This is a genomic window from Roseateles paludis, assembly GCF_039872745.1.
In the GTDB taxonomy this organism is placed as follows: domain Bacteria; phylum Pseudomonadota; class Gammaproteobacteria; order Burkholderiales; family Burkholderiaceae_C; genus Pelomonas; species Pelomonas paludis.
In genome coordinates, this window is sequence record NZ_JBDPZD010000002.1 from 302037 (window position 1) to 322095 (window position 20059).

Sequence of the window (20059 nt, forward strand, 5' to 3'; positions counted from 1 at the left end):
GCGCGGCTCACTTCAGCAAGCCCCACTGCTGGAGCATGAAGGCGTAGGTGCGTGCCACCTCGCGCAGCGCATCGAAGCGGCCCGACGCGCCGCCATGGCCGGCGGTCATGTTGATGTCGTACAGCACCGGCCCGCTGCCGCTATTGAGCGTGCGCAGCTTGGCCACGTACTTGGCTGCTTCCCAGTAGGGCACCTGGCTGTCGTTGATGGCGGTGCGCGCCAGCACGGCCGGGTAGGCGGCGGGCTTGAGGTTGTCGTAGGGGCTGTAGGTGCGCATCCAGGCGTACTCGGCGGGCTTGTTGGGGTTGCCCCATTCGATGTACTCCTCGGTGGTCAGCGGCAGGGTGTCGTCGAGCATGGTGTTGATCACGTCGACAAACGGCACCTGGGCCACCACGGCCTTGAAGAGATCGGGCCGCAGGTTGGTAACCGCCCCCATCAACAAGCCACCGGCACTGCCGCCCTGGATGATGAGCTGCGAGGGCTGGGTGTAGCCGCGCGCCACCAGGCCCTCGGCGCAGGTGACGAAGTCGGTGAAGGTGTTCATCTTCTTGTCCAGCTTGCCGTCCAGGTACCAGCGCCGGCCCAGGTCACCGCCGCCACGGATGTGGGCAATGGCGAAGATGACGCCCCGGTCCAGCAGCGACAGGCGCGGGCTGGTGAAGCGCGGGTCCGTGGGGATGCCGTAGCTGCCGTAGCCATAGAGCAGCAGGCGTTGAGGGCCCTTGGCGCGCAGGTCCTTGCGGTAGACCAGGCTGACCGGCACCTGGGTGCCATCGGCCGCCTTGAACCACAGGCGCTCGCTGGCGTAGCGGCTGGCGTCGTAGCCGCCCTGCACGGGCTGCACCTTGAGCAGGTGCAGCTTGCCGGTGGCCAGTTCGGCCTCGTAGGTGGAGCTGGGCGTGGTCAGCGAGTTGTAGATGAAGCGCACGCGGTCGGCGTCGAACTCGCTGGGCGGCGTCAGCACGGCGTTGTAGGCCAGCTCGTCAAACACCACGTCACGCGCGCCGCTGCCACCCTGCGCGCGCAGCAGGCGCAGCTTGACCGAGCCGCCTTCGCGCACCTGGGCGACGGCGTGGGTCTTGAAGGCCAGCACGTTCTCGATCATGGCGTCGTCGCGGTGTGGCATCAGCTGCGCGGCGCTGCGCAACTGGGCTTGCGTGGCGACCGGGCCGGTGCCGGCCCGCACGGGCAGGCGCACCAGGCGGAAGTTGGGCCCGCGGTCATTGATGCGCACCAGCAGCTCGCGGCCATAAGGCGTGACGGCGTATTCCTGGCCCGCCACGCGCGGCAGCACCTCGCGCCAGGCGGCTGTGGGCTGGTCGGCCGGCAGCAGCCGCCAGTCCATGGTGTCCTTGGACTGGGCGCCCAGCATCAGGGTCTTGCCGTCGAGCGACTTGAGCAGCAGCAGGTTGAAGAGATCATCTCGCTCCTCGTGCACCAGCACGTCGCCCGCAGTGGCGCCCCGCACATGGCGCCACAGCTGGTGCGAGCGGCGGGCCTCGTTGTGGCGGATGTAGAAGAGGGTCTTGCTGTCAGAGGCCCACACAAAGGCGTCGGCATGCGGCGTGGTGGCCACGACGCGGTCCTCGCCGGTCTGCAGGTCCTTGATGTGCAGCTCGAAGTCGCGCGCGCCGGTCGCATCCACCGCATAGGCAAGCCAGCGGTCATCCGGGCTCACGGCCATGCCATTGAGCGCCACGAACTTGCGCGTGGTGGCCAGCTCATTGACGTCGAGCATGGGCTCCTCGGCCGCCTGCTCGCTGTAGAAGCGCTGCGGGCCCTGGGCCAGGCGTCGGAAGTAGATCGGGTATTGCTTGCCCTCCTCGGTGCGGCTGCCGTACCAGTAGCGGCCACGACGCGCGGGCACGGCCTGGTCGCGCTGCAGCACGCGGGCCTTCATCTCCTCGAAGAGCTGGTCCATCGGCCCCTCAATGGGCTTGAACCACGCCGCCGCGTAGGCCGCTTCGGCCTGCAGATGGGCCTGCACCTCGGGGCTGTCTTTCTCGCGCAGCCAGAAGTAGTCGTCGATGCGGCGGTCGCCGTGGACGCTGACGTCGCGCGGCTTCTTGAGCGCCACGGGGGGCTGAAGGGTGTCAGCACTGACGGGGCGGGTAGCCCCGAGGAGGGTGGCGGCGGCGATGATGGATTGCACCAAGGCCCGCACAAGTCGTCGGTTCATGCAGATGGTCTCCGGCCGGGCGCCGCCCTCGGCGGCCATGACCCCGGCGGCCGGAGTTTGCCTGCTCTCCATGCAAAAATCGCGCGCTTCAGAAAAGCAGTGCCCACCATGGACATCGAACACATCAATCAAATCGGCAACCTGATCGCCGATCTCTCAGCGCGGACCGACGCGCTAAGGGGGTATCTTTGACTTCGATCGCAAAGCCCTGCGATTGAACGAAGTCAACACCGCGCTGGAGAACCCCAAGGTCTGGGACGAACCCAAGCGCGCCCAGGAGCTGGGCAAGGAAAAGCGCCAGCTCGAAGGGGTGGTGGACACCATCCGGCATCTGACCAGCTCCCTGGCGGATAACGCTGAACTGTTCGAGATGAGCCGCGAGGAAGGCGACGAGGCCGGCATGCTGGCCATCGAGGACGACGCGAACAAGCTGCGCGCCACGGTCGAGGACCTGGAGTTCCGCCGCATGTTCAACAACCCGGCCGACCCGAGCAACTGCTTCATCGACATCCAGGCTGGCGCCGGCGGCACCGAGGCCTGCGACTGGGCCGGCATGCTGCTGCGCCAGTACCTGAAGTACTGCGAGCGCAAGGGCTTCAAGGCCACGCTCGAAGACGAAACGCCCGGTGACGTGGCGGGCATCAAGAGCGCCACCATCAAGGTGGAGGGCGAGTACGCCTTCGGCCTGCTGCGCACCGAGACCGGCGTGCACCGTCTGGTGCGCAAGTCACCGTTCGACTCTTCCGGCGGGCGCCACACATCCTTCGCGTCGCTCTTCGTCTACCCCGAGGTGGACGACTCGATCGAGATCGACATCAACCCCGCCGACGTGCGCACCGACACCTTCCGCGCCAGCGGCGCGGGCGGCCAGCACATCAACAAGACCGACTCGGCCGTGCGGCTCACCCACATCCCGACCGGCATCGTCGTGCAGTGCCAGGACGGGCGCAGCCAGCACTCCAACCGTGACGTCGCCTGGAAGCGCCTGCGCAGCCGCCTCTACGACCACGAGATGCGCAAGCGCATGGAAGAGCAGCAGAAGCTCGAAGACACCAAGACCGACGTCGGCTGGGGTCACCAGATCCGCTCCTACGTGCTCGACCAAAGCCGCATCAAGGACCTGCGCACCAACTACGAGACCTCGGCCACCCAGAAGGTGCTGGACGGTGATCTCGACGCCTTCATCCACGAAAGCCTGAAACAGGGCGTTTGAATCCCAAGGACTCTCCATGCGTGAAGGCACCGCCGCCCTGATCCACCGCGCCGACTACCAGCAGCCGGCCTACTGGATCCGCAAGGTCGAACTCACTTTCGACCTCGACCCCGCCAAGACCATCGTGGGCTCGAAGCTGCAGATCGAGCGCAACCACGCCGTGCCGCACGGCCCGCTGCGCCTGCATGGCGAGGAGCTGAACCTGCTGCGCGTGCTGATCGACGGCAGCAGCGTGTCCTTCCGCCAGGAGGGCCACGAGCTGATCATCGAGAGCGCCCCGGACGCCGACTTCCTGCTGGAGATCCGCAGCACCTGTGCCCCCGAGAAGAACACGGCCCTCTCTGGCCTCTACACCTCGGGCGGCAGCTTCTTCACCCAGTGCGAGGCCGAGGGCTTCCGCCGCATCACCTACTTCCTGGACCGGCCCGACGTGATGGCGGTCTACACCGTGACCCTGCGCGCCGACGCCAAGAAGTACCCGGTGCTGCTGGCCAACGGCAATCTGCAGGCGACCGGCGAGCTCGACAACGGCCGCCACTTCGCCACCTGGCACGACCCCTTTCCCAAGCCCAGCTATCTGTTCGCCGTCGTCGCGGGCGACCTGGTCACGCGCGAGCAGCGCATCCGCACCCGCGCGGGCAAGGACCATCTGCTGCAGGTCTATGTGCGCCGGGGCGATCTGGAGAAGACCGAGCACGCGATGAACTCGCTGGTCGCCTCCATCGTCTGGGACGAGGCCCGCTTTGGCCTGCCGCTGGACCTGGAGCGCTTCATGGTCGTCGGCGTGTCCGACTTCAACATGGGCGCGATGGAGAACAAGGGCCTCAACATCTTCAACACCAGCGCCCTGCTCGCCTCACCCGCCACCGCCACCGACACCGATTTCGCTCGCATCGAGTCCATCGTCGCGCACGAGTACTTCCACAACTGGACCGGCAACCGCGTCACCTGCCGCGACTGGTTCCAGCTCTCGCTCAAGGAAGGCCTCACCGTCTTCCGCGACCAGGAGTTCTCGATGGACATGGCGGGCAGCCCCAGCGCCCGCGCCGTCTGCCGCATCCAGGATGTGCGCGCGCTGCGCGCCGTGCAGTTCCCCGAGGACAGCGGCGCCATGGCCCACCCCGTGCGGCCCGACAGCTACAGCGAGATCAACAACTTCTACACCGCCACCGTCTACGAGAAGGGCTCCGAAGTCGTCCGCATGTACCAGACCCTGGTTGGCCGCAAGGGCTTCGAGGCGGGCATGAAGCTCTACTTCGAACGCCACGACGGCCAGGCCGTGACCTGCGACGACTTCGCGGCCGCCATGGCCGACGCCAACCCCGGCTCGCCGCTCGCCTCGCGGCTCGACGCCTTCAAGCGCTGGTACTCGCAGGCCGGCACACCACGCGTGACCGCCCTGGGCGAACACGACGCCGCCGCGCGCACCTACACGCTCAAGCTGCGCCAGCACACCCCCGCCACGCCCGGCCAGGCGGACAAGCTGCCGCAGGTGATCCCGGTCGTCATGGGCCTGCTGGACCGCCACGGCCAGGCCCTGGCGCTGGATGCCAGCGGCGCCACCGAGCGCACCCTGGTGCTGGAGCAGGCCGAGCAGTCCTTCGTGTTCGAGAACATCGAGCACGAGCCCGTGCCCTCGCTGCTGCGTGGATTCTCCGCGCCCGTGGTGCTGGACGATGGCCTGTCGGATGCCGCCCTGCTGGTGCTGCTGCGCCATGACAGCGACCCCTTCAACCGCTGGGAAGCCAGCCAGCGCCTGGCGCTGAACCGCATCCTGGCCGCTTTGCGCGCTGGCCAGCCGCTGGTGCTCTCAAGTGCCTTCATCGAGGCCATGCGCGCCGTGCTGCGCCACCCCGACCTCGACCCCGCGTTCAAGGAACTCGCCCTCACCCTGCCCGGCGAGGCCTATATCGCCGAGCAATTGGACGTGGTGGACCCGCAGGCCATCCACACCGCCGTGATGTCCGCGCAGACTCAGCTGGCCGCCGCGCTGCGCGACGACTGGATCGCCGCCTACGAGGCCAACCAGATCCAGGGCGGCTACACGCCCGACCCCGTCTCCTCCGGCAAGCGTGCACTGGCGAACCTGGCGCTGTCGATGCTGGTCCTGGATGCGCAGACCACGGGCGACACGGTCTGGCCCGGCAAGGCCTACCAACGCTTCAAGGACGCGTCCAACATGACCGACCGCTTCGGCGCGCTGGCCGCCCTCGTCGCCGCCCAAGCCGAGCTGGCCGCGCCGGCGCTTGAGCGCTTCCACGCGCTCTTCAAGGACGACGCCCTGGTCATCGACAAATGGTTCAGCCTCCAGGCCCGCGCCCCGGAGGTGGACGGCAAGGTCTTTGCGCGCGCCAAGAGTCTGCTGCAGCACCCCGACTTCACGCTCAAGAACCCCAACCGCGCTCGCAGCCTGCTGGCCTCGCTGCTGCTGTTCAACCCCGCGGCCTTCCACCGCACAGACGCCGCCGGCTATGTGCTCTGGGCCGAGCAGGTGCTGGCCATTGACGCCCTCAACCCGATGCTGGCCAGCCGCATCTCACGCGCGCTGGACCGCTGGAGCCAACTGGCCGAGCCCTACCGCAGCGCCGCCCGCGAAGCCGTGGCCCGCGTGGCCGCCAAGCCCGACCTCTCGCCCGATGTACGCGAGATCGTCGAGCGGGCACTGGCGTCCGGGGAGGCCTGAGGCGTTTTACTTCTATAATCGCGGGCTCACGTCAAGTGCGTGGCCGGCATAGCTCAGTTGGTAGAGCAGCGCATTCGTAATGCGAAGGTCGGGGGTTCGACTCCTCTTGCCGGCACCAGGCTTCTAAAAGGCGGTTGGGTTCATTTCCAATCGCCTTTTTTCTTGACGCGACCAGCGGTGCCAGCGCTGTCAACGGCTCCGCGATTGCATGGCCAAACGTCGCGCAACTTTTGCCAAGTTGATCTCCGAGACATTTCACGAGGCTCCGGATCCCAGCATGGACACTCCCCTTCGCCGCCGTCCCCGCAGCCTGGCGCTGGAACTTGTGGAAGCGCTGGCCGAGCGCATCCGGCGCGGCGACTGGGCGCCCGGCGACCGCCTGCCCACCGAGGCCTCGGTGATGAGCGAGTTCGGCGTCAGCCGCACCGTCGTGCGCGAGGCGATTTCCAAGCTGCAGGCCTCGGGTCTGGTCGAGACACGCCATGGCGTCGGCACCTTCGTGCTGGACAGCCTGGCTGGCGCGTCGTTCAAGCTCAGCGCCGACCAGCTCGGCACCCTGCAGGACGTGATCGCCGTGCTGGAGCTGCGCATCGGCCTCGAAACCGAAGCCGCCGCGCTGGCTGCGCTGCGTCGCTCCGACGCCAACCTGGCCACCATGCGCCAGGCGCTGGACGCGATTGCCGCCACGCTGCAGACCGGCGAGAACGCCGTGGCCTCGGACTTCCAGTTCCACTCCGAGATCGCCCGAGCGACGCAGAACGCGCATTTCTACGACCTGATGCTGACGCTGGGCAGCCAGATCATTCCCCGCGCCCGCCTGTCGGTGGACGCCGCCGAACGCGCCAGCGAGCTGGCCTACTTGCGCCGCGTGCAGGCAGAGCACGAAAGCATCTACGACGCCATCGCCGCCGGCGATGCCGAAGCGGCCCGTGCAGCCATGCGCATGCACCTGAGCAACAGCCGCGAACGCCGCCGCCGCTCGCAGACCAGCTGAGCCGGGCCTCCCCACGACAGGGGCCAAAATCCGCACTGCCGGCGCCTTCTGGCTGGCATCTGTCGCGGCACCGAGTGGGCTTAGCGTGTCGGATTGGGCAGATCCCGACCGACTGACTTGCGATTGCGCTCCGGTGGTTGTACGATGACATACAACAAATTCATCCGTCCGCGCCCCCGGCCGGTCTCCTTCGCTGTTCTTTCAAGCACCACGATGTCGCCCCAAGAGCTCAAGCAAGTCCTCAAGTCTGGTCTTCTGTCCTTCCCTCTCACGGATTTCGATGCCGAACTGAATTTCGCGCCCAAGGCCTACGCCGACCGTCTGGAGTGGCTGCAGCCCTATGGCGCCACGGCGCTGTTCGCGGCTGGTGGCACGGGTGAGTTCTTCTCGCTGGAGCCGGCCGAGTTCAGCCGTGTGATCCAGGTGGCCCTGGACACCTGCCGGGGCCGCACGCCCATCCTGGCCGGCGCGGGTGGCGGCACGCGGCTCGCCATCCAGTACGCGCAAGAGGCCGAGCGCCTCGGCGCGCAGGGCTTGCTGCTGCTGCCCCACTACCTGACCGAGGCGAGCCAGCAAGGCCTGATCGCCCACGTCGAGGCCGTGTGCAAGAGCGTCAAGATCGGCGTCGTCGTCTACAACCGCGGCCAGTGCCGCCTGACACCGCAAAGCCTGCAGGTGCTGGCCGACCGCTGCCCCAACCTCATCGGCTTCAAGGACGGCCTCGGAGACATCGAGAAGTTCGTGTCCATCCGCCAGACCCTGGGCGAGCGCTTTGCCTACCTGGGCGGCCTGCCCACGGCCGAGCTCTTTGCTGGCGCCTACAAGGCCATGGGCTGCCCGGTCTACTCGTCCGCCGTCTTCAACTTCATCCCGCGCACGGCGATGGACTTCTACCGTGCGCACGCAGCCGGCGACACCGAAACCTGCGACGCCCTGATCCGCGACTTCTTCCTGCCCTACATCGCCCTGCGCAACAAGGGCGAGGGCTATGCCGTCTCGATCGTGAAGGCTGGCGCGACGCTGGCTGGCCACAGCGCCGGCCCGGTGCGCCCGCCGCTGTCGGACCTGCTGCCTGCAGAGGTTGAACAGTTGGGCGCGCTGATGGCCAAGCTCGGCCCGCAGTAATCGGCCAACGGGCGTGGCCGCCGGGTGCGGCGCCGCACCCACCCTTTCTTCGGCGGCCGCTGCCCCCTTTTGGTTTCGGCCGCTTGGACTCGTTTCCGAATGGCAAGCCACACCACCCCCGTCGTCACCGGCTACCGCGTCGTCCCCGTCGCGGGCCGGGACAGCATGCTGCTCAACCTCAGCGGCGCGCATGCCCCCTTCTTCACTCGCAACCTGCTGATCCTGACCGACAGCGCCGGGCACACCGGCGTTGGCGAAGTGCCTGGCGGCGAGAGCATCCGCCAGACGCTGGAGGACGCGCAATCGCTGGTGCTGGGCCAATCGCTCGGCGCCCTGCAGGGCCTGCTACGCCAGGTGCAGCAGCGCTTTGCCGACCGCGACGCCAGCGGCCGCGGCCTGCAGACCTTTGACCTGCGCACCACCATCCACGTGGTCACTGCGCTGGAAACCGCCCTGCTCGACCTGCTGGGCCAGCACCTCGGCCAGCCCGTGGCCGCGCTGCTGGGCGAGGGCCAGCAGCGTGATGCCGTCGAGATGCTGGGCTATCTGTTCTTCATCGGCGACCGCGAGCAGACGCCGCTGCCCTACGACAGCGCGCCCGATGCCAGCGACGCCTGGCTGCGCCTGCGCCACGAGAAAGCGCTGACCCCCGACGCCATCGTGCGCCTGGCCGAGGCCGCGCAGGCCCGCTACGGCTTCAACGACTTCAAGCTCAAGGGCGGCGTGCTGCAGGGCGAGGCCGAGGTTGAGGCCGTGACCGCGCTGCACGAGCGCTTCCCCGAGGCGCGCGTCACGCTCGACCCCAATGGCGGCTGGCTGCTGAAAGACGCGGTGCGACTGATGCGCGACCTGCGCGGCGTCGTCGCCTACGCCGAGGACCCCTGCGGCGCCGAAGACGGCTTCAGCGGCCGCGAGGTGATGGCCGAGTTCCGCCGCGCCACCGGCCTGCCCACGGCCACCAACATGATCGCTACAGACTGGCGCCAGCTCACTCATGCGCTGTCGCTGCAGAGCGTGGACATCCCCCTGGCCGACCCGCACTTCTGGACCCTGGCCGGCAGCGTGCGCGTGGCCCAGACCTGCCGCGACTGGGGCCTGACCTGGGGCAGTCACTCCAACAACCACTTCGACATCTCTCTGGCCATGTTCACCCACGTGGCCGCCGCTGCGCCCGGCCGCGTCACGGCCATCGACACGCACTGGATCTGGCAGGACGGCCAGTCCCTGACGCTCGACCCACTACAGATCGTGGGCGGCCACGTCCAGGTCCCGCAAAAGCCCGGGCTCGGCATCGAGCTCGACATGGCGGCCGTCGAGCGCGCGCATGCGCTCTACCGCCAGCACGGCCTGGGCGCCCGCGATGACGCAGCCGCCATGCAATACCTGATCCCCGGCTGGACCTTCAACCCCAAGCGGCCCGCGTTGGTCCGCTGAAGCTTTCCCAACACACATGTTCAAGAACCTCATCAACGGCGAATGGCTGGACGGCGCTTCCGTCTCGCGCAACATCAACCCCTCGGACACGCGCGACCTGATCGGCGAGTACGCCCAGGCCAACCGCGCCCAGACCGAGACCGCCATCGCGGCCGCACACGCGGCCTTCCCGGCCTGGAGCCTCTCCACCCCGCAGCAGCGCTTCGACATCCTCGACACCGTCGGCAGCGAGATCCTGGCCCGCAGGGCTGAGCTGGGCGACATGCTGGCCCGCGAAGAGGGCAAGACCCTGCCCGAGGCCGTGGGCGAGGTCGTCCGCGCCGGCAACATCTTCAAGTTCTTCGCCGGTGAAGCGCTGCGCCAGAGCGGCGACGTGCTGGGCTCGGTGCGCCCTGGCGTCGGCGTCGAGGTCACGCGCGAGCCCATCGGCGTGGTCGGCCTGATCACGCCCTGGAACTTCCCCATCGCCATCCCGGCCTGGAAGATCGCGCCGGCGCTGGCCTACGGCAACTGCGTGGTCTTCAAGCCGGCCGACCTGGTGCCCGGCTCGGCCTGGCTGCTGGCCGACATCCTGTCGCGCAGCGGCCTGCCGGCCGGTGTCTTCAACCTCGTGATGGGGCGTGGCAGCGAGGTGGGCCAGACCCTGCTGAACGACCCGCGCATTGCCGCCATCAGCTTCACCGGCTCGGTCGGCACGGGCCAGAAGGTGGCGGCCGCCTGCACCGCGCGCATGGCCAAGTTCCAGCTCGAGATGGGTGGCAAGAACCCCATGATCGTGCTCGACGATGCCGACCTCGGCGTGGCCGTCAATTGCGCGGTGCAAAGCGGCTTCTTCTCCACTGGCCAGCGTTGCACGGCCTCGTCGCGCCTGATCGTGACCGAAGGCATCCACGACCGCTTCATCGCCGCCATGGTCGAGAAGATGAAGGCGCTCAAGATCGACGACGCCCGCAAAGCCGGCACCGACATTGGCCCCGTGGTGGACCCCAGCCAACTGGCGCAGGACCTGGAGTACATCGGCATCGCCCAGGCCGAAGGCGGACGGCTCCTCCAAGGTGGTGAAGCCCTGGCCACCAATGCGGACGGCCAGCCCGGCTACTTCCTGACCCCGGCGCTCATCACCGAGACCCTGCCGGCCATGCGCATCAACCGCGAGGAGGTGTTCGGCCCCGTGGTCAGCGTGATCCGCGCCAAGAACTACGACGAAGCCCTGGCCCTGGCCAATGACTCGCCCTTCGGCCTGTCCAGCGGCATCGCCACCACCTCGCTCAAGCACGCCACGCACTTCAAGCGCCACGCCCAGGCCGGCATGGTGATGGTGAACGTGCCCACCGCCGGGGTGGACTACCACGTGCCTTTTGGCGGTCGCAAGGGCTCCAGCTACGGCCCGCGCGAGCAAGGCCGCTACGCCGCCGAGTTCTACACCACGGTGAAGACGGCCTACACCCTGGCCTGAAGCTGTCCCGCAAAGCATCCGTTTACGCGGAGAAACACCGCTTCACGACAGGGTCTCCCATAGGGCGCCACCTATACTTGGCCCGCCCCCATAGGCTATGGGGGAGGCGGTTTTGCACGTACAGGACGCGACATGAGCTCCAAGTTGAAGGTGGCAGGTTGGATGGCAGTGGGAGCCCTGACGGGCGTGCTCGCAACCTTGCAATTGCAGGCCAATGCGCGGAGCAGCCTCTCGGCGCTGCCGCTGGAACAGATCCAGCAACTGGTCGCCGTGTTTGACCAGATCAAGCGCCGCTACGTCGAACCCGTCGACGAGAAGAAGCTCATCACCGACGCCATTAGCGGCATGGTCTCGGGCCTGGACCCGCACTCGCAGTACTTCGAGAAGCAGGCGCTCAAGGAATTCATCGAAGGCACCTCCGGCAAGTTCGTCGGCCTCGGCATCGAGGTCGGCATGGAAGACGGCCTGGTCAAGGTCATCTCCCCCATCGAGGACTCGCCCGCCTTCAAGGCCGGCCTCAAGAGCGGCGACCTGATCGTCCGCATCGACGAGACCGCCGTGCGCGGCCTCACGCTGGACCAGGCCGTCAAGCGCATGCGCGGCGACCCGGACACCAAGGTCAACCTCAGCATCTACCGCAAGAACGAGAGCCGCAGCTTCCCGGTCACCATCATCCGCAAGGAGATCCTGACCAAGAGCGTCAAGGCCAAGGTGATCGAGCCCGGCTACGCCTGGCTGCGCGTCAGCCAGTTCCAGGAGCGCACGCTGGACGACTTCGTCGCCCGCGTCGAAGACCTCTACCGCCAGGACCCCAACCTCAAGGGCCTGGTGCTCGACATGCGCAACGACCCCGGGGGCCTGCTCGACCGTGCCATTGGTGTGGCTGCTGCCTTCCTGCCGCCGGACGTCGAGGTCGTGTCCACCAAGGGCCAGATGGTGGAAGCGGCCCAGAGCTTCCGCGCCGTGCCGCGCGACTACCGCCGCAGCCCCAGCAGTGACCCGCTGCGCCGCCTGCCCGCCGGCTTCAAGAACCTGCCGATGGTGGTGCTCGTCAACGAAGGCTCGGCCAGCGCCAGCGAGATCGTGGCTGGCGCCCTGCAGGACCACCATCGCGCCATCGTGATGGGCGCCCAGACCTTCGGCAAGGCCTCGGTGCAGACACCGATCTGCCTGGCCAACGAGGGCGTGCCGCTCGACAAGTGCCCGAGCCCCGTGCTCAAGATCACCACGGCCCGCTACTACACGCCCAAGGGCAACTCCATCCAGGCCAAGGGCATCACGCCCGACGTGCTGCTGGACGAAACCGCCGAGGGCAATGTGTTTGCCGCGCTGCGCACCCGCGAGGCCGACCTGGAAAAGCACCTGGCCGGCGGCAAGGACGATGGCAAGGACGACGCCGCGCGCATCAAGGCCCGCGAGGAAGCCCGCGCCAAGCTCGAAGCCGAGATGGCCAAGCGCGCCGAGCCCCCCAAGCCCTTGCCCGAGTTCGGCTCGGCCGAAGACTTCCCGCTGCTGCAGGCGCTCAACCAGCTCAAGGGCCTGCCGGTGGTGGCCTCCAAGGCCAGCAGCCCTGACAAGGCTGAGGCCAAGACCCAGTAAGCGTGCTCACGCCGCAGGACTGACCCGCAAGGCCCGCTACGCTGCGGGCCTTCGCGCTTTTTGGAGCCGCACCCCATGACCGACGACCAACTGCTGCGCTACTCGCGCCACCTGATGCTCGACGAGATCGGCATTGAGGGCCAGCAGCGGCTGCTGGATGCACGCGTGCTCGTGATCGGCGCCGGCGGCCTGGGCTCGCCGGTGGCGCTCTACCTCGCCTCAGCCGGCGTGGGCCACATCACCCTGGTCGACCACGACAGCGTCTCGCTGACCAACCTGCAGCGCCAGATCGCCCACGACATGGCGAGCCTGAACCGCGCCAAAGTCGCCTCGGCCGCGCGCCGCATGCTGGCGCTCAACCCCGACATCTTCGTCCGCCCCATCGAGCAGCGCGCTGACGAAGCCCTGCTGGACGCCGAGCTGCCCCGCGTGGACGTGGTGGTGGACTGCTGCGACAACTTCGCCACCCGCCAGCTCGTCAACGCCGCCTGCGTGCGCCACGGCAAGCCCCTGGTCTCGGGCGCCGCCATCGGCTTTGACGGGCAGGTCAGCGTCTACGACCCGCGCCAGGGTGGCCCCTGCTATGCCTGCCTCTTTGCGCCCAGCAGCGGGCATGAGGACGTGGTCTGCGCCACCATGGGCGTGTTCGCGCCCCTGGTGGGCATCATCGGCTGCACCCAGGCGGCCGAGGTGCTCAAGCTGCTCATCCCCACCGGCCAGCCCCTGCTCGGCCAGTTGCTGATGCTGGACGCGCGCCAGATGGCCTGGAGCCGCATCGCCCTACAACGTGACCCGCACTGCGAAGTCTGCGGGTCAGAATCCGCCCCATGAACCGACGCCAAGACCTCACCGCCCGCAATATCCCCTCGGCCCAGGACGAACTCGGCGCCCTCGGCGGCCACCCCGACTACGACCATCCCGGCAGCGCCTACCAGCTCGCCTTCACCGACGAGACCTTTTTGCTGCGCGAGGAGCTGCGCCCCGTGCGCATGCAGCTGGAGCTGCTCAAGCCCGAGCTGATGCAGACCGAGCAAGGCGTGCAAAGCACCGTCGTCATCTTCGGCAGTGCCCGCATCCTGCCGCGTGACCTGGCCGAGAAGCAGCTGGCCGAGGCCGAGGCCGGCGGCAGGCCCGACGCCATCCGCCGCGCGCGCATGCAGCTCGACATGAGCCGCTATTACGAAGAGGCCCGCCAACTCGCCAAGCTCATCACCGAGAACACCCTCCAGGGCGGCGACCCCATCTACGTCGTCACCGGCGGAGGCCCCGGCATCATGGAAGCCGGCAACCGCGGTGCCCACGAGGCGGGCGGCAAGAGCGTGGGCCTGAACATCGTGCTGCCGCACGAGCAGCGCCCCAACCCCTACATCACGCCCGAGCTGTGCTTCCGCTTCCACTACTTCGCGCTGCGCAAGATGCACTTCGTGATGCGCTCGGTGGCGCTGGTGTGCTTCCCGGGCGGCTTTGGCACCATGGACGAGCTCTTCGAGACGCTCACCCTCATCCAGACCGGCAAGAGCCGCCGCCGCCCCATCCTGCTGTTCGGGCGCGAGTTCTGGAGCCGCTTGATCAACTTTGACCTGCTGGTCGAGACGGGCATGATCTCGCCCGGCGACGAAAAGCTCTTCCACTACGTCGAGACGGCCGAGGAAGCCTGGTCGCTGCTGGAAACCGAATACGAACTCGGCGGCACGCCGCTGCTTTAAGCATGACCCGCCTGCGTCAGGTCTCCCTCATCGGCGCGCCCACCGACATCGGTGCCGGCGCACGCGGCGCCAGCATGGGCCCCGAGGCCCTGCGCGTGGCGGGCCTGGCAGCTGCGCTGCAGGCGCGTGGCGCGCAGGTCGAGGACCGGGGCAACCTGCAAGGCCCCGTCAACCCCTGGCTGCCGCCGCAGGACGGCTACCGCCACCTACCCGAGGTGGTGGCCTGGAACACCCAGGTGCACACCGCCGTCTACGCCGAGTTGCAAGCCGGCCGCATGCCCATCCTGATGGGCGGCGACCACTGCCTGGCCATCGGCTCCATCAGCGCCGTGGCGCGGCATTGCCGCGAGCGAGGCAAGAAGCTGCGCGTGCTGTGGCTCGACGCCCATGCCGACTTCAACACCAACACCCTCACGCCCAGCGGCAATGTGCATGGCATGCCCGTGGCCTGCCTGTGCGGCTTTGGCCCGCAGGCCTTGATCGAACTGGGCGGCGCCACGCCGGCCATCTCGCCCAAGTGGGTGCGGCAGATCGGCATCCGCAGCGTGGACGAAGGCGAGCGGCGCTTTGTGCATGAGCAAGACCTTGAGGTCTTCGACATGCGCTTCATCGACGAGGTGGGCATGCGCCACGCGATGGAGCTGGCCCTGGCCACGATGGACGCCAACACGCACCTGCACGTCAGCTTCGACGTGGACTTCCTCGACCCCAGCATGGCGCCCGGCGTGGGCACCACCGTGCCCGGCGGCCCCACCTACCGTGAGGCCCATTTGTGCATGGAGATGATCTCCGACAGCGGCCTGATGGCCTCGCTCGACATCGTCGAGCTCAACCCCGCGCTGGACGAGCGCAACAAGACGGCCCTGGTCGCCGTGGACTTGATCGAGTCCCTCTTCGGCAAGTCCACCTTGATGCGCAAGTAAGCCTGCTGCCCCACTCGGGCGCGCTCTCAACACCTCCCTATGCACAAACTGCTCCCAGCGCTGTTCGCGCTGCTCACTGCGGCTGCCTCTGCACAAACGCCCGACAAAGTCGATGCCAGCACCTGGACCGCCGAAGACTGGCGGCTGATGCGCCTGGCCGTCAGCAGCAGCACGGGCTTCTACAGCTACCAGTACATCGTGGCCGACTTCAGCACCCTCGCTGCCGCCGAGCACGCGGTGCGCGTGGGCGCCTTGAATGCGAGCACGGCCCCGGCGCGCAAGGAGCGGCGTGCGCGCTTCCTGACCGATATCGAGCCCGCGCTGCGGCCTTGGATGGTGCGCCTGGCGCGGCCCGGCGACATCAGCCTGCCCTTTGCCCGCAAGCAGGCCGATGGCAGTGCGTCCTGGTCGGTGGTGCAGCTCAAGCAACGGGGCGAGCGCGGCCCCACGCCCATGGGCAACGACTTCAACCGCGAGGTGCTGCGCTGGGTGCAACTGGGCTTGCTGCCCTCGCCCAAGGACGCCGCCGCCATGGCGGCCGTCCAGGCCCACTTGCTGTGGCGCGCCCGGCTGGGCGGGCCCAATGCGGGCAAGACGCTGGCCGAGGTGCCGGCCGAGGTGCCCGTCAACATCGATGCCGAGGATGGCCTGTCGCCGCTGACAATGGCCGTCGTGATCGCCGACGTGACCGGTCGGCATGAGGCGCTGGAGGCCTTGCTGCGCCGTGGCGCCGACCCCAACCACTGCGCGCCAGCAGGCTGCCCGCTGCAGGTCGCGCTGGCCAGCCCCAAGGTCGATGTGGCGCTCACCAGCGTCGAGCGCCTGCTGGCTGCCGGCGCCAAGCCCGACCAGCAGGACCCGCGCGTGCGCGATGAGCTGCCCACGGCCCTGGCCATGGCCGCCTTCCGAGGCCATCGCCACGCGCTGGACACCCTGCTGGCCGCCGGCGCGCGCCTGGACGCCGCGCCCGGGGCACGCATCTCCGCCATCGAAGCGGCGGCCATGGGCGGCCAGCTGGCACTGGTGGAGCACCTGGCCGCACGCGGCGCCAGCCTGTTGCCGAGCCCGGCGCTGTCCCAGACGGCCCGCCCGGGCGGCGTGGTTGACGCCGCCGGCGGCGAGCGTGCGGCCGACATCCGCGCCTGGGCTGAGCCGCGCATGCTGCAAGCCGCCGCGCAGAGCCCGCGCTATGCGGTGGAGCTTGGCATCGAGCAGGACGGCAAAGCTCTCAAGCCCAGCCCCGCCGGCGAGTGGCAACTGGCGCCGCGGCCCTTCCAGTTGGTGGTGCGCTTCCCCGGCGGTGGCGAGCGCGTGATGGTGGCGGCCTCGCTGGACGCTGACTGGCTGGCCCAGCTTAACGCACGGGACCTGCGCAGCCCCGCCTTCCGGCCCTTTGCCAGCGGCGCGCTGCCCGACGCCGACCGCAGCAAGCCCGAGACGGCCGACCTGCTGGTCATGCGGAGCTGCCCGCCCGCCTCGCCCCACTGCGAGGGCGGCTACAACGTCTTCGATGGGGACCCGAGCGAGCGCCAGGACTTCCATGAACGCCGCCAGGGCACAGCGCCGGCCCTGGTGCGTGACGTGGAGAGGCTGCTCGACACCTCGGCCGAGCCAATCGGTGAGCCGGTGCCCGTGGCTCAGCTTGTGGGGCGCACCCTGCACCTGGCTGTTGGTGTGCCGCTCAACCTGGGTGGGCCGGATGGGCAATCACAGCGCATGCCGCAGCAGCAACTGCTGCACCTGAAGTTTGTCGAGCCCGCGCCGCTGAAGCCCAGCGCCAGCAAGAAGGCGGCGCCAGCCACGCCCAAGCCGAAAGCAGCGAACTAAAAGTTGAACGCCAGGCGCAAGCCGCCCCAGTGCCGGCCGTTGACCACGATGGGTGCGGCGGCTTCCTTGAGGATGACGAACTTGCCGCCGCCCATGTCGCGGCGGTAGGTTTGCAGTAGGAAGGGCTTGGTGTTGCGCGCTGACGCCAGGCCTGTGCGGTCATTGAAGATGCGGCGGTAGCGGCTGTTGGCCGTGTTCCAGACCGTGTCGCCCTTGCGCTGCGGGTGGCAGTACTTCTTGTTGTGCGTGGCGATGTAGCCGTTGCGGTCGGCCGCAATGCAGAACACGATCTTGGGATTGGCCTGGACCACGCGCTCCTGGATCTCGGGCAGCAGGCGGTCGGTCAGTTGGCAAAAACGCGTCAGCACCTGGGCCGGGTTGGTGCCTTCGATGGGGCGGTAGTTCTCGTCGAAGAGGTCGGCCTCGCTGATGGCATTGCTGCGCAGGGCCTCTTCCAGCAGCGCGGCAATGTCGCGCGCCGCGCCCTGGGCCAGGCGGATGAACTCGCCGTCCTCGACCTCGACGCCACTGCCGGCAATCTGCTCGATCAAGTCCTCGGAGAGCTTGAGGAAGCGGTCACTGCCGGCGAGGGCCACCTTGAGCCCATGCTGGGCCTCGCCCACCTCAGACTCGAGCTCGCGCGCACGCGCATTGAGGGCTTCGACCTGATGAGCGCTCTGGCCGGCTGAGGTGGCGATGGCCGTGACTTCGGTCTCGACGGCGCGGAAGGCGGCATGCACTTCGCTCGGCTTGGCGCTGTCGCGCTCCACGAGCTGGGTGCTGAAGTGATCAATGCGCGTCTGCAGCGACGCGATGGCCGAGACGATGGCCTTGGACGAGGTCTCGACCTGGGCAGCCAGCGACTTGATGGCATCGGCCACCACGCCAAAGCCGCGCCCGGCGTCACCGGCGTGCTTGGCCTCGACCGAGGCGTTGAAGGCCACCAGCCGCGTCTGCAGCGAAATGCGGGTGATGCCGGCCGCTGCCTCCGAGACCTGCTTGAGGGTCTGGGACATGCCCTCGACCTCGGCCCCTGCGCTGGCCAGCGCATCACGCGCGCGCTGCACCGACTGGTTGCTCTGCGTGGTGGCTGCGGTGATGGCGACCTGGGCGCGCGCCACGCCCTTGAGTTCGTCGGCCAGGGCTTGCATGGCCTGGGCCTGGGCGCTGACCACACGCTGCACGTCGTCGAGCGCACCGCGCACTTCGGCCGCGTCGTGGCCCACCTCGGACACCGAGCCTGAGAGCTTGCGAATCGCGCCCAGGGCCAGGTCGCTCTGGCCCGAGCTGCGCGTCGGCGCGGGGAGGGGCGAGGACTCGCCTCGTTTCCAGCTCAGCATGTAGGAGGCCCAGGGTGTGTTGAGACGCAGGAGGGGCAGCTACGCCTGCGGCGCCCTACCCTCACCAGTCTCGCAGTTTGACCCGGAGTCTTGCAATGGACTGGCTGTGCAGCTGACAAACACGCGACTCCGTGACATTGAGCACGGCCGCGATTTCCTTCAGATTCATGTCGTGCTCGTAGTACATGCTCATCACGAACTGCTCACGCTCGGGCAGGTTCTTGATGGCTTGCACCAGGGCCTCGCGCATGCGATGGTCCTGCAGCAGGGACATGGGGTTGGCGCCGTCGTCAGCCACATGGCGGTCGAGGTAGTCGTCGTCGCCCTCGGCGCCGGTCATGTCTTCCAGGTAGACGAGCTGGGTGCCACGCACCTTGGTCAGCAGGTCCTGGTAGTCAGGCAGGGGCAGGCCCATCTCGGCAGCGATCTCGGCCTCGGCGGCCGGGCGGCCCAGGCGCTGCTCGACGCGGCGCACGGCCTCCTCGATCTCGCGCTGCTGGCGGCGGGCGCCGCGGCTCATCCAGTCGCCGCCGCGCAGCTCGTCGAGCATGGCGCCGCGGATGCGCTGGGTGGCAAAGGTTTCGAACTGCACGCCCTGGCCGGCATCAAAGCGCGAGAGCGCATCGGTCAGGCCGATCAGGCCGACCTGGATCAGATCGTCTACCTCGACATTGGCCGGCAGCTTGGCCACCATCTGATGCGCCAGTCGTCGCACGAGCGGGCTGTACTGCTTGATCAGCGAGCTGTTGTCGAGACGGCCTTTGGCGGTGTACATGGCGGCGACTCAGTGGGCAAAAACGGAAGCGTGAGCCTGCAGCGGGCGCAGGGGCTGGGCGTCGGCCAGCAGGGCGGGCGAGGGGCGCTCTCCCGGCGGGCTGGCCAGCAGTAGCTCGCGGGCCAGCTGCAGCACCTCGGCGCTCAGCGGCGCGCGGCTCGCGCGGGTGTCCCAGCAGACCGCATCAGCCACCGCGGCACCCAGGTAGGTGTCGGCGCATTGGGACAGCTGCTGCGCGATACGCGTGGCCAGCCGCAGTTGCGGAGGGCAGGACATCAAAACACTGTAGACCAGCAAACCCGTGCGCTGGGCCAACCATTTGAGGCTGGCATAGGCAGACGTCACACTTCGCGGGTCTGTGTCAGCCAAAAGCAGGGGGCGCAGCTGCCGCTGGGTCAGCATGCGGGCCATTTCAGGCGCGGCGGCGTGCAGCAGGATCACGTCCACCTGGGGGGCCGCCTCGATCACGGCGTCCAGGAAGCCGGCCGCCGAGCCGTGGTGGTTGAGGTAGCGCATGGGCAAACCGCGCGCGGCCAGGTAGCTGACGCGGCCCGAGAGCCGCTCGATGCATTTGGACATGTCCACCGCCGCCAGCTCGGAGGTCGTCTCCACCCGCTCGCCGGCGTCCACCAGCAGGGTCTGCAGGCCGAGATCGGCATAGGCGCGGCACAGCAGCTCCAGCAGCGCGGTGGACGAGGCCACCTCGGGGTTGCTGACCACCGGCACCCAGCGCGCACGCGGGGTGGCAAAGAGCCTGCGCAGGCCTTGCGCCTGGTCGTCGAGTCGGTTGCTCATCTAGGCA

Annotated in this window: 15 protein-coding genes and 1 tRNA gene; 12 read left to right on the top strand and 4 right to left on the bottom strand. The window is 68.4% G+C overall.

The window, feature by feature from the left end:
• Nucleotides 1-7 precede the first annotated feature (7 nt).
• On the bottom strand, nt 8-2182 hold the full coding sequence (locus ABDJ85_RS07270) for a S9 family peptidase (RefSeq protein WP_347704105.1): 2175 nt from the start codon (nt 2180-2182) through the stop codon (nt 8-10).
• A 108-nt stretch (nt 2183-2290) separates the two neighbouring features.
• Here ABDJ85_RS07270 and prfB point away from each other — a divergent pair.
• From prfB to ABDJ85_RS07330, 12 genes are all read left to right on the top strand, one after another.
• Nucleotides 2291-3395, top strand: a protein-coding gene (gene prfB, locus ABDJ85_RS07275) for a peptide chain release factor 2 (protein ID WP_347704106.1) whose coding sequence is annotated in 2 segments (ribosomal slippage) — nt 2291-2371 and nt 2373-3395 — 1104 coding nt in all. Because the reading frame shifts where the segments join, the coding sequence is not laid out codon by codon here.
• A 16-nt stretch (nt 3396-3411) separates the two neighbouring features.
• A complete protein-coding gene (gene pepN / locus ABDJ85_RS07280) occupies nt 3412-6078 on the top strand; it encodes an aminopeptidase N (protein ID WP_347704107.1) in 2667 nt (888 codons plus the stop codon).
• Between the two features lie 42 nt (nt 6079-6120).
• Nucleotides 6121-6196, top strand: a tRNA-Thr gene (locus tag ABDJ85_RS07285).
• Between the two features lie 159 nt (nt 6197-6355).
• A complete protein-coding gene (locus tag ABDJ85_RS07290; protein WP_347704108.1) occupies nt 6356-7072 on the top strand; it encodes a FadR/GntR family transcriptional regulator in 717 nt (238 codons plus the stop codon).
• A gap of 213 nt (nt 7073-7285) precedes the next feature.
• Complete coding sequence (gene kdgD, locus ABDJ85_RS07295) at nt 7286-8197, top strand: 5-dehydro-4-deoxyglucarate dehydratase (RefSeq protein ID WP_347704109.1); 912 nt, start codon at nt 7286-7288, stop codon at nt 8195-8197.
• Between the two features lie 99 nt (nt 8198-8296).
• A complete protein-coding gene (gene gudD, locus ABDJ85_RS07300; protein WP_347704110.1) occupies nt 8297-9631 on the top strand; it encodes a glucarate dehydratase in 1335 nt (444 codons plus the stop codon).
• 16 nt (nt 9632-9647) lie between these two features.
• A complete protein-coding gene (locus tag ABDJ85_RS07305; RefSeq protein ID WP_347704111.1) occupies nt 9648-11087 on the top strand; it encodes an aldehyde dehydrogenase family protein in 1440 nt (479 codons plus the stop codon).
• Between the two features lie 132 nt (nt 11088-11219).
• Entirely contained in the window at nt 11220-12686 is a 1467-nt protein-coding gene (locus ABDJ85_RS07310) for a S41 family peptidase (RefSeq protein WP_347704112.1), read from the top strand.
• Nucleotides 12687-12761: 75 nt separating this feature from the next.
• On the top strand, nt 12762-13517 hold the full coding sequence (locus ABDJ85_RS07315) for a HesA/MoeB/ThiF family protein (protein ID WP_347704113.1): 756 nt from the start codon (nt 12762-12764) through the stop codon (nt 13515-13517).
• Nucleotides 13514-14392 carry an LOG family protein gene (locus ABDJ85_RS07320; RefSeq protein WP_347704114.1) on the top strand — a complete coding sequence of 293 codons (879 nt, stop codon included), beginning with the start codon at nt 13514-13516 and terminating at the stop codon, nt 14390-14392. Before ABDJ85_RS07315 ends, ABDJ85_RS07320 begins: the two co-directional genes overlap by 4 nt.
• A gap of 2 nt (nt 14393-14394) precedes the next feature.
• Nucleotides 14395-15315 (top strand): arginase, encoded by a 921-nt coding sequence (rocF, locus tag ABDJ85_RS07325; RefSeq protein ID WP_347704115.1) that lies wholly within the window; start codon nt 14395-14397, stop codon nt 15313-15315.
• Between the two features lie 39 nt (nt 15316-15354).
• Nucleotides 15355-17142, top strand: a complete 1788-nt coding sequence (locus tag ABDJ85_RS07330; protein ID WP_347704116.1) for an ankyrin repeat domain-containing protein — start codon at nt 15355-15357, stop codon at nt 17140-17142.
• Here ABDJ85_RS07330 and ABDJ85_RS07335 read toward each other — a convergent pair.
• From ABDJ85_RS07335 to ABDJ85_RS07345, 3 genes are all read right to left on the bottom strand, one after another.
• On the bottom strand, nt 17139-18482 hold the full coding sequence (locus ABDJ85_RS07335; RefSeq protein WP_347704117.1) for a methyl-accepting chemotaxis protein: 1344 nt from the start codon (nt 18480-18482) through the stop codon (nt 17139-17141). The genes ABDJ85_RS07330 and ABDJ85_RS07335 overlap by 4 nt on opposite strands.
• Nucleotides 18483-18543: 61 nt before the next feature.
• A complete protein-coding gene (locus ABDJ85_RS07340) occupies nt 18544-19257 on the bottom strand; it encodes an RNA polymerase sigma factor FliA (protein WP_347704118.1) in 714 nt (237 codons plus the stop codon).
• 9 nt (nt 19258-19266) lie between these two features.
• Nucleotides 19267-20052, bottom strand: a complete 786-nt coding sequence (locus tag ABDJ85_RS07345; RefSeq protein WP_347704119.1) for a MinD/ParA family ATP-binding protein — start codon at nt 20050-20052, stop codon at nt 19267-19269.
• Between the last annotated feature and the right edge of the window lie 7 nt (nt 20053-20059).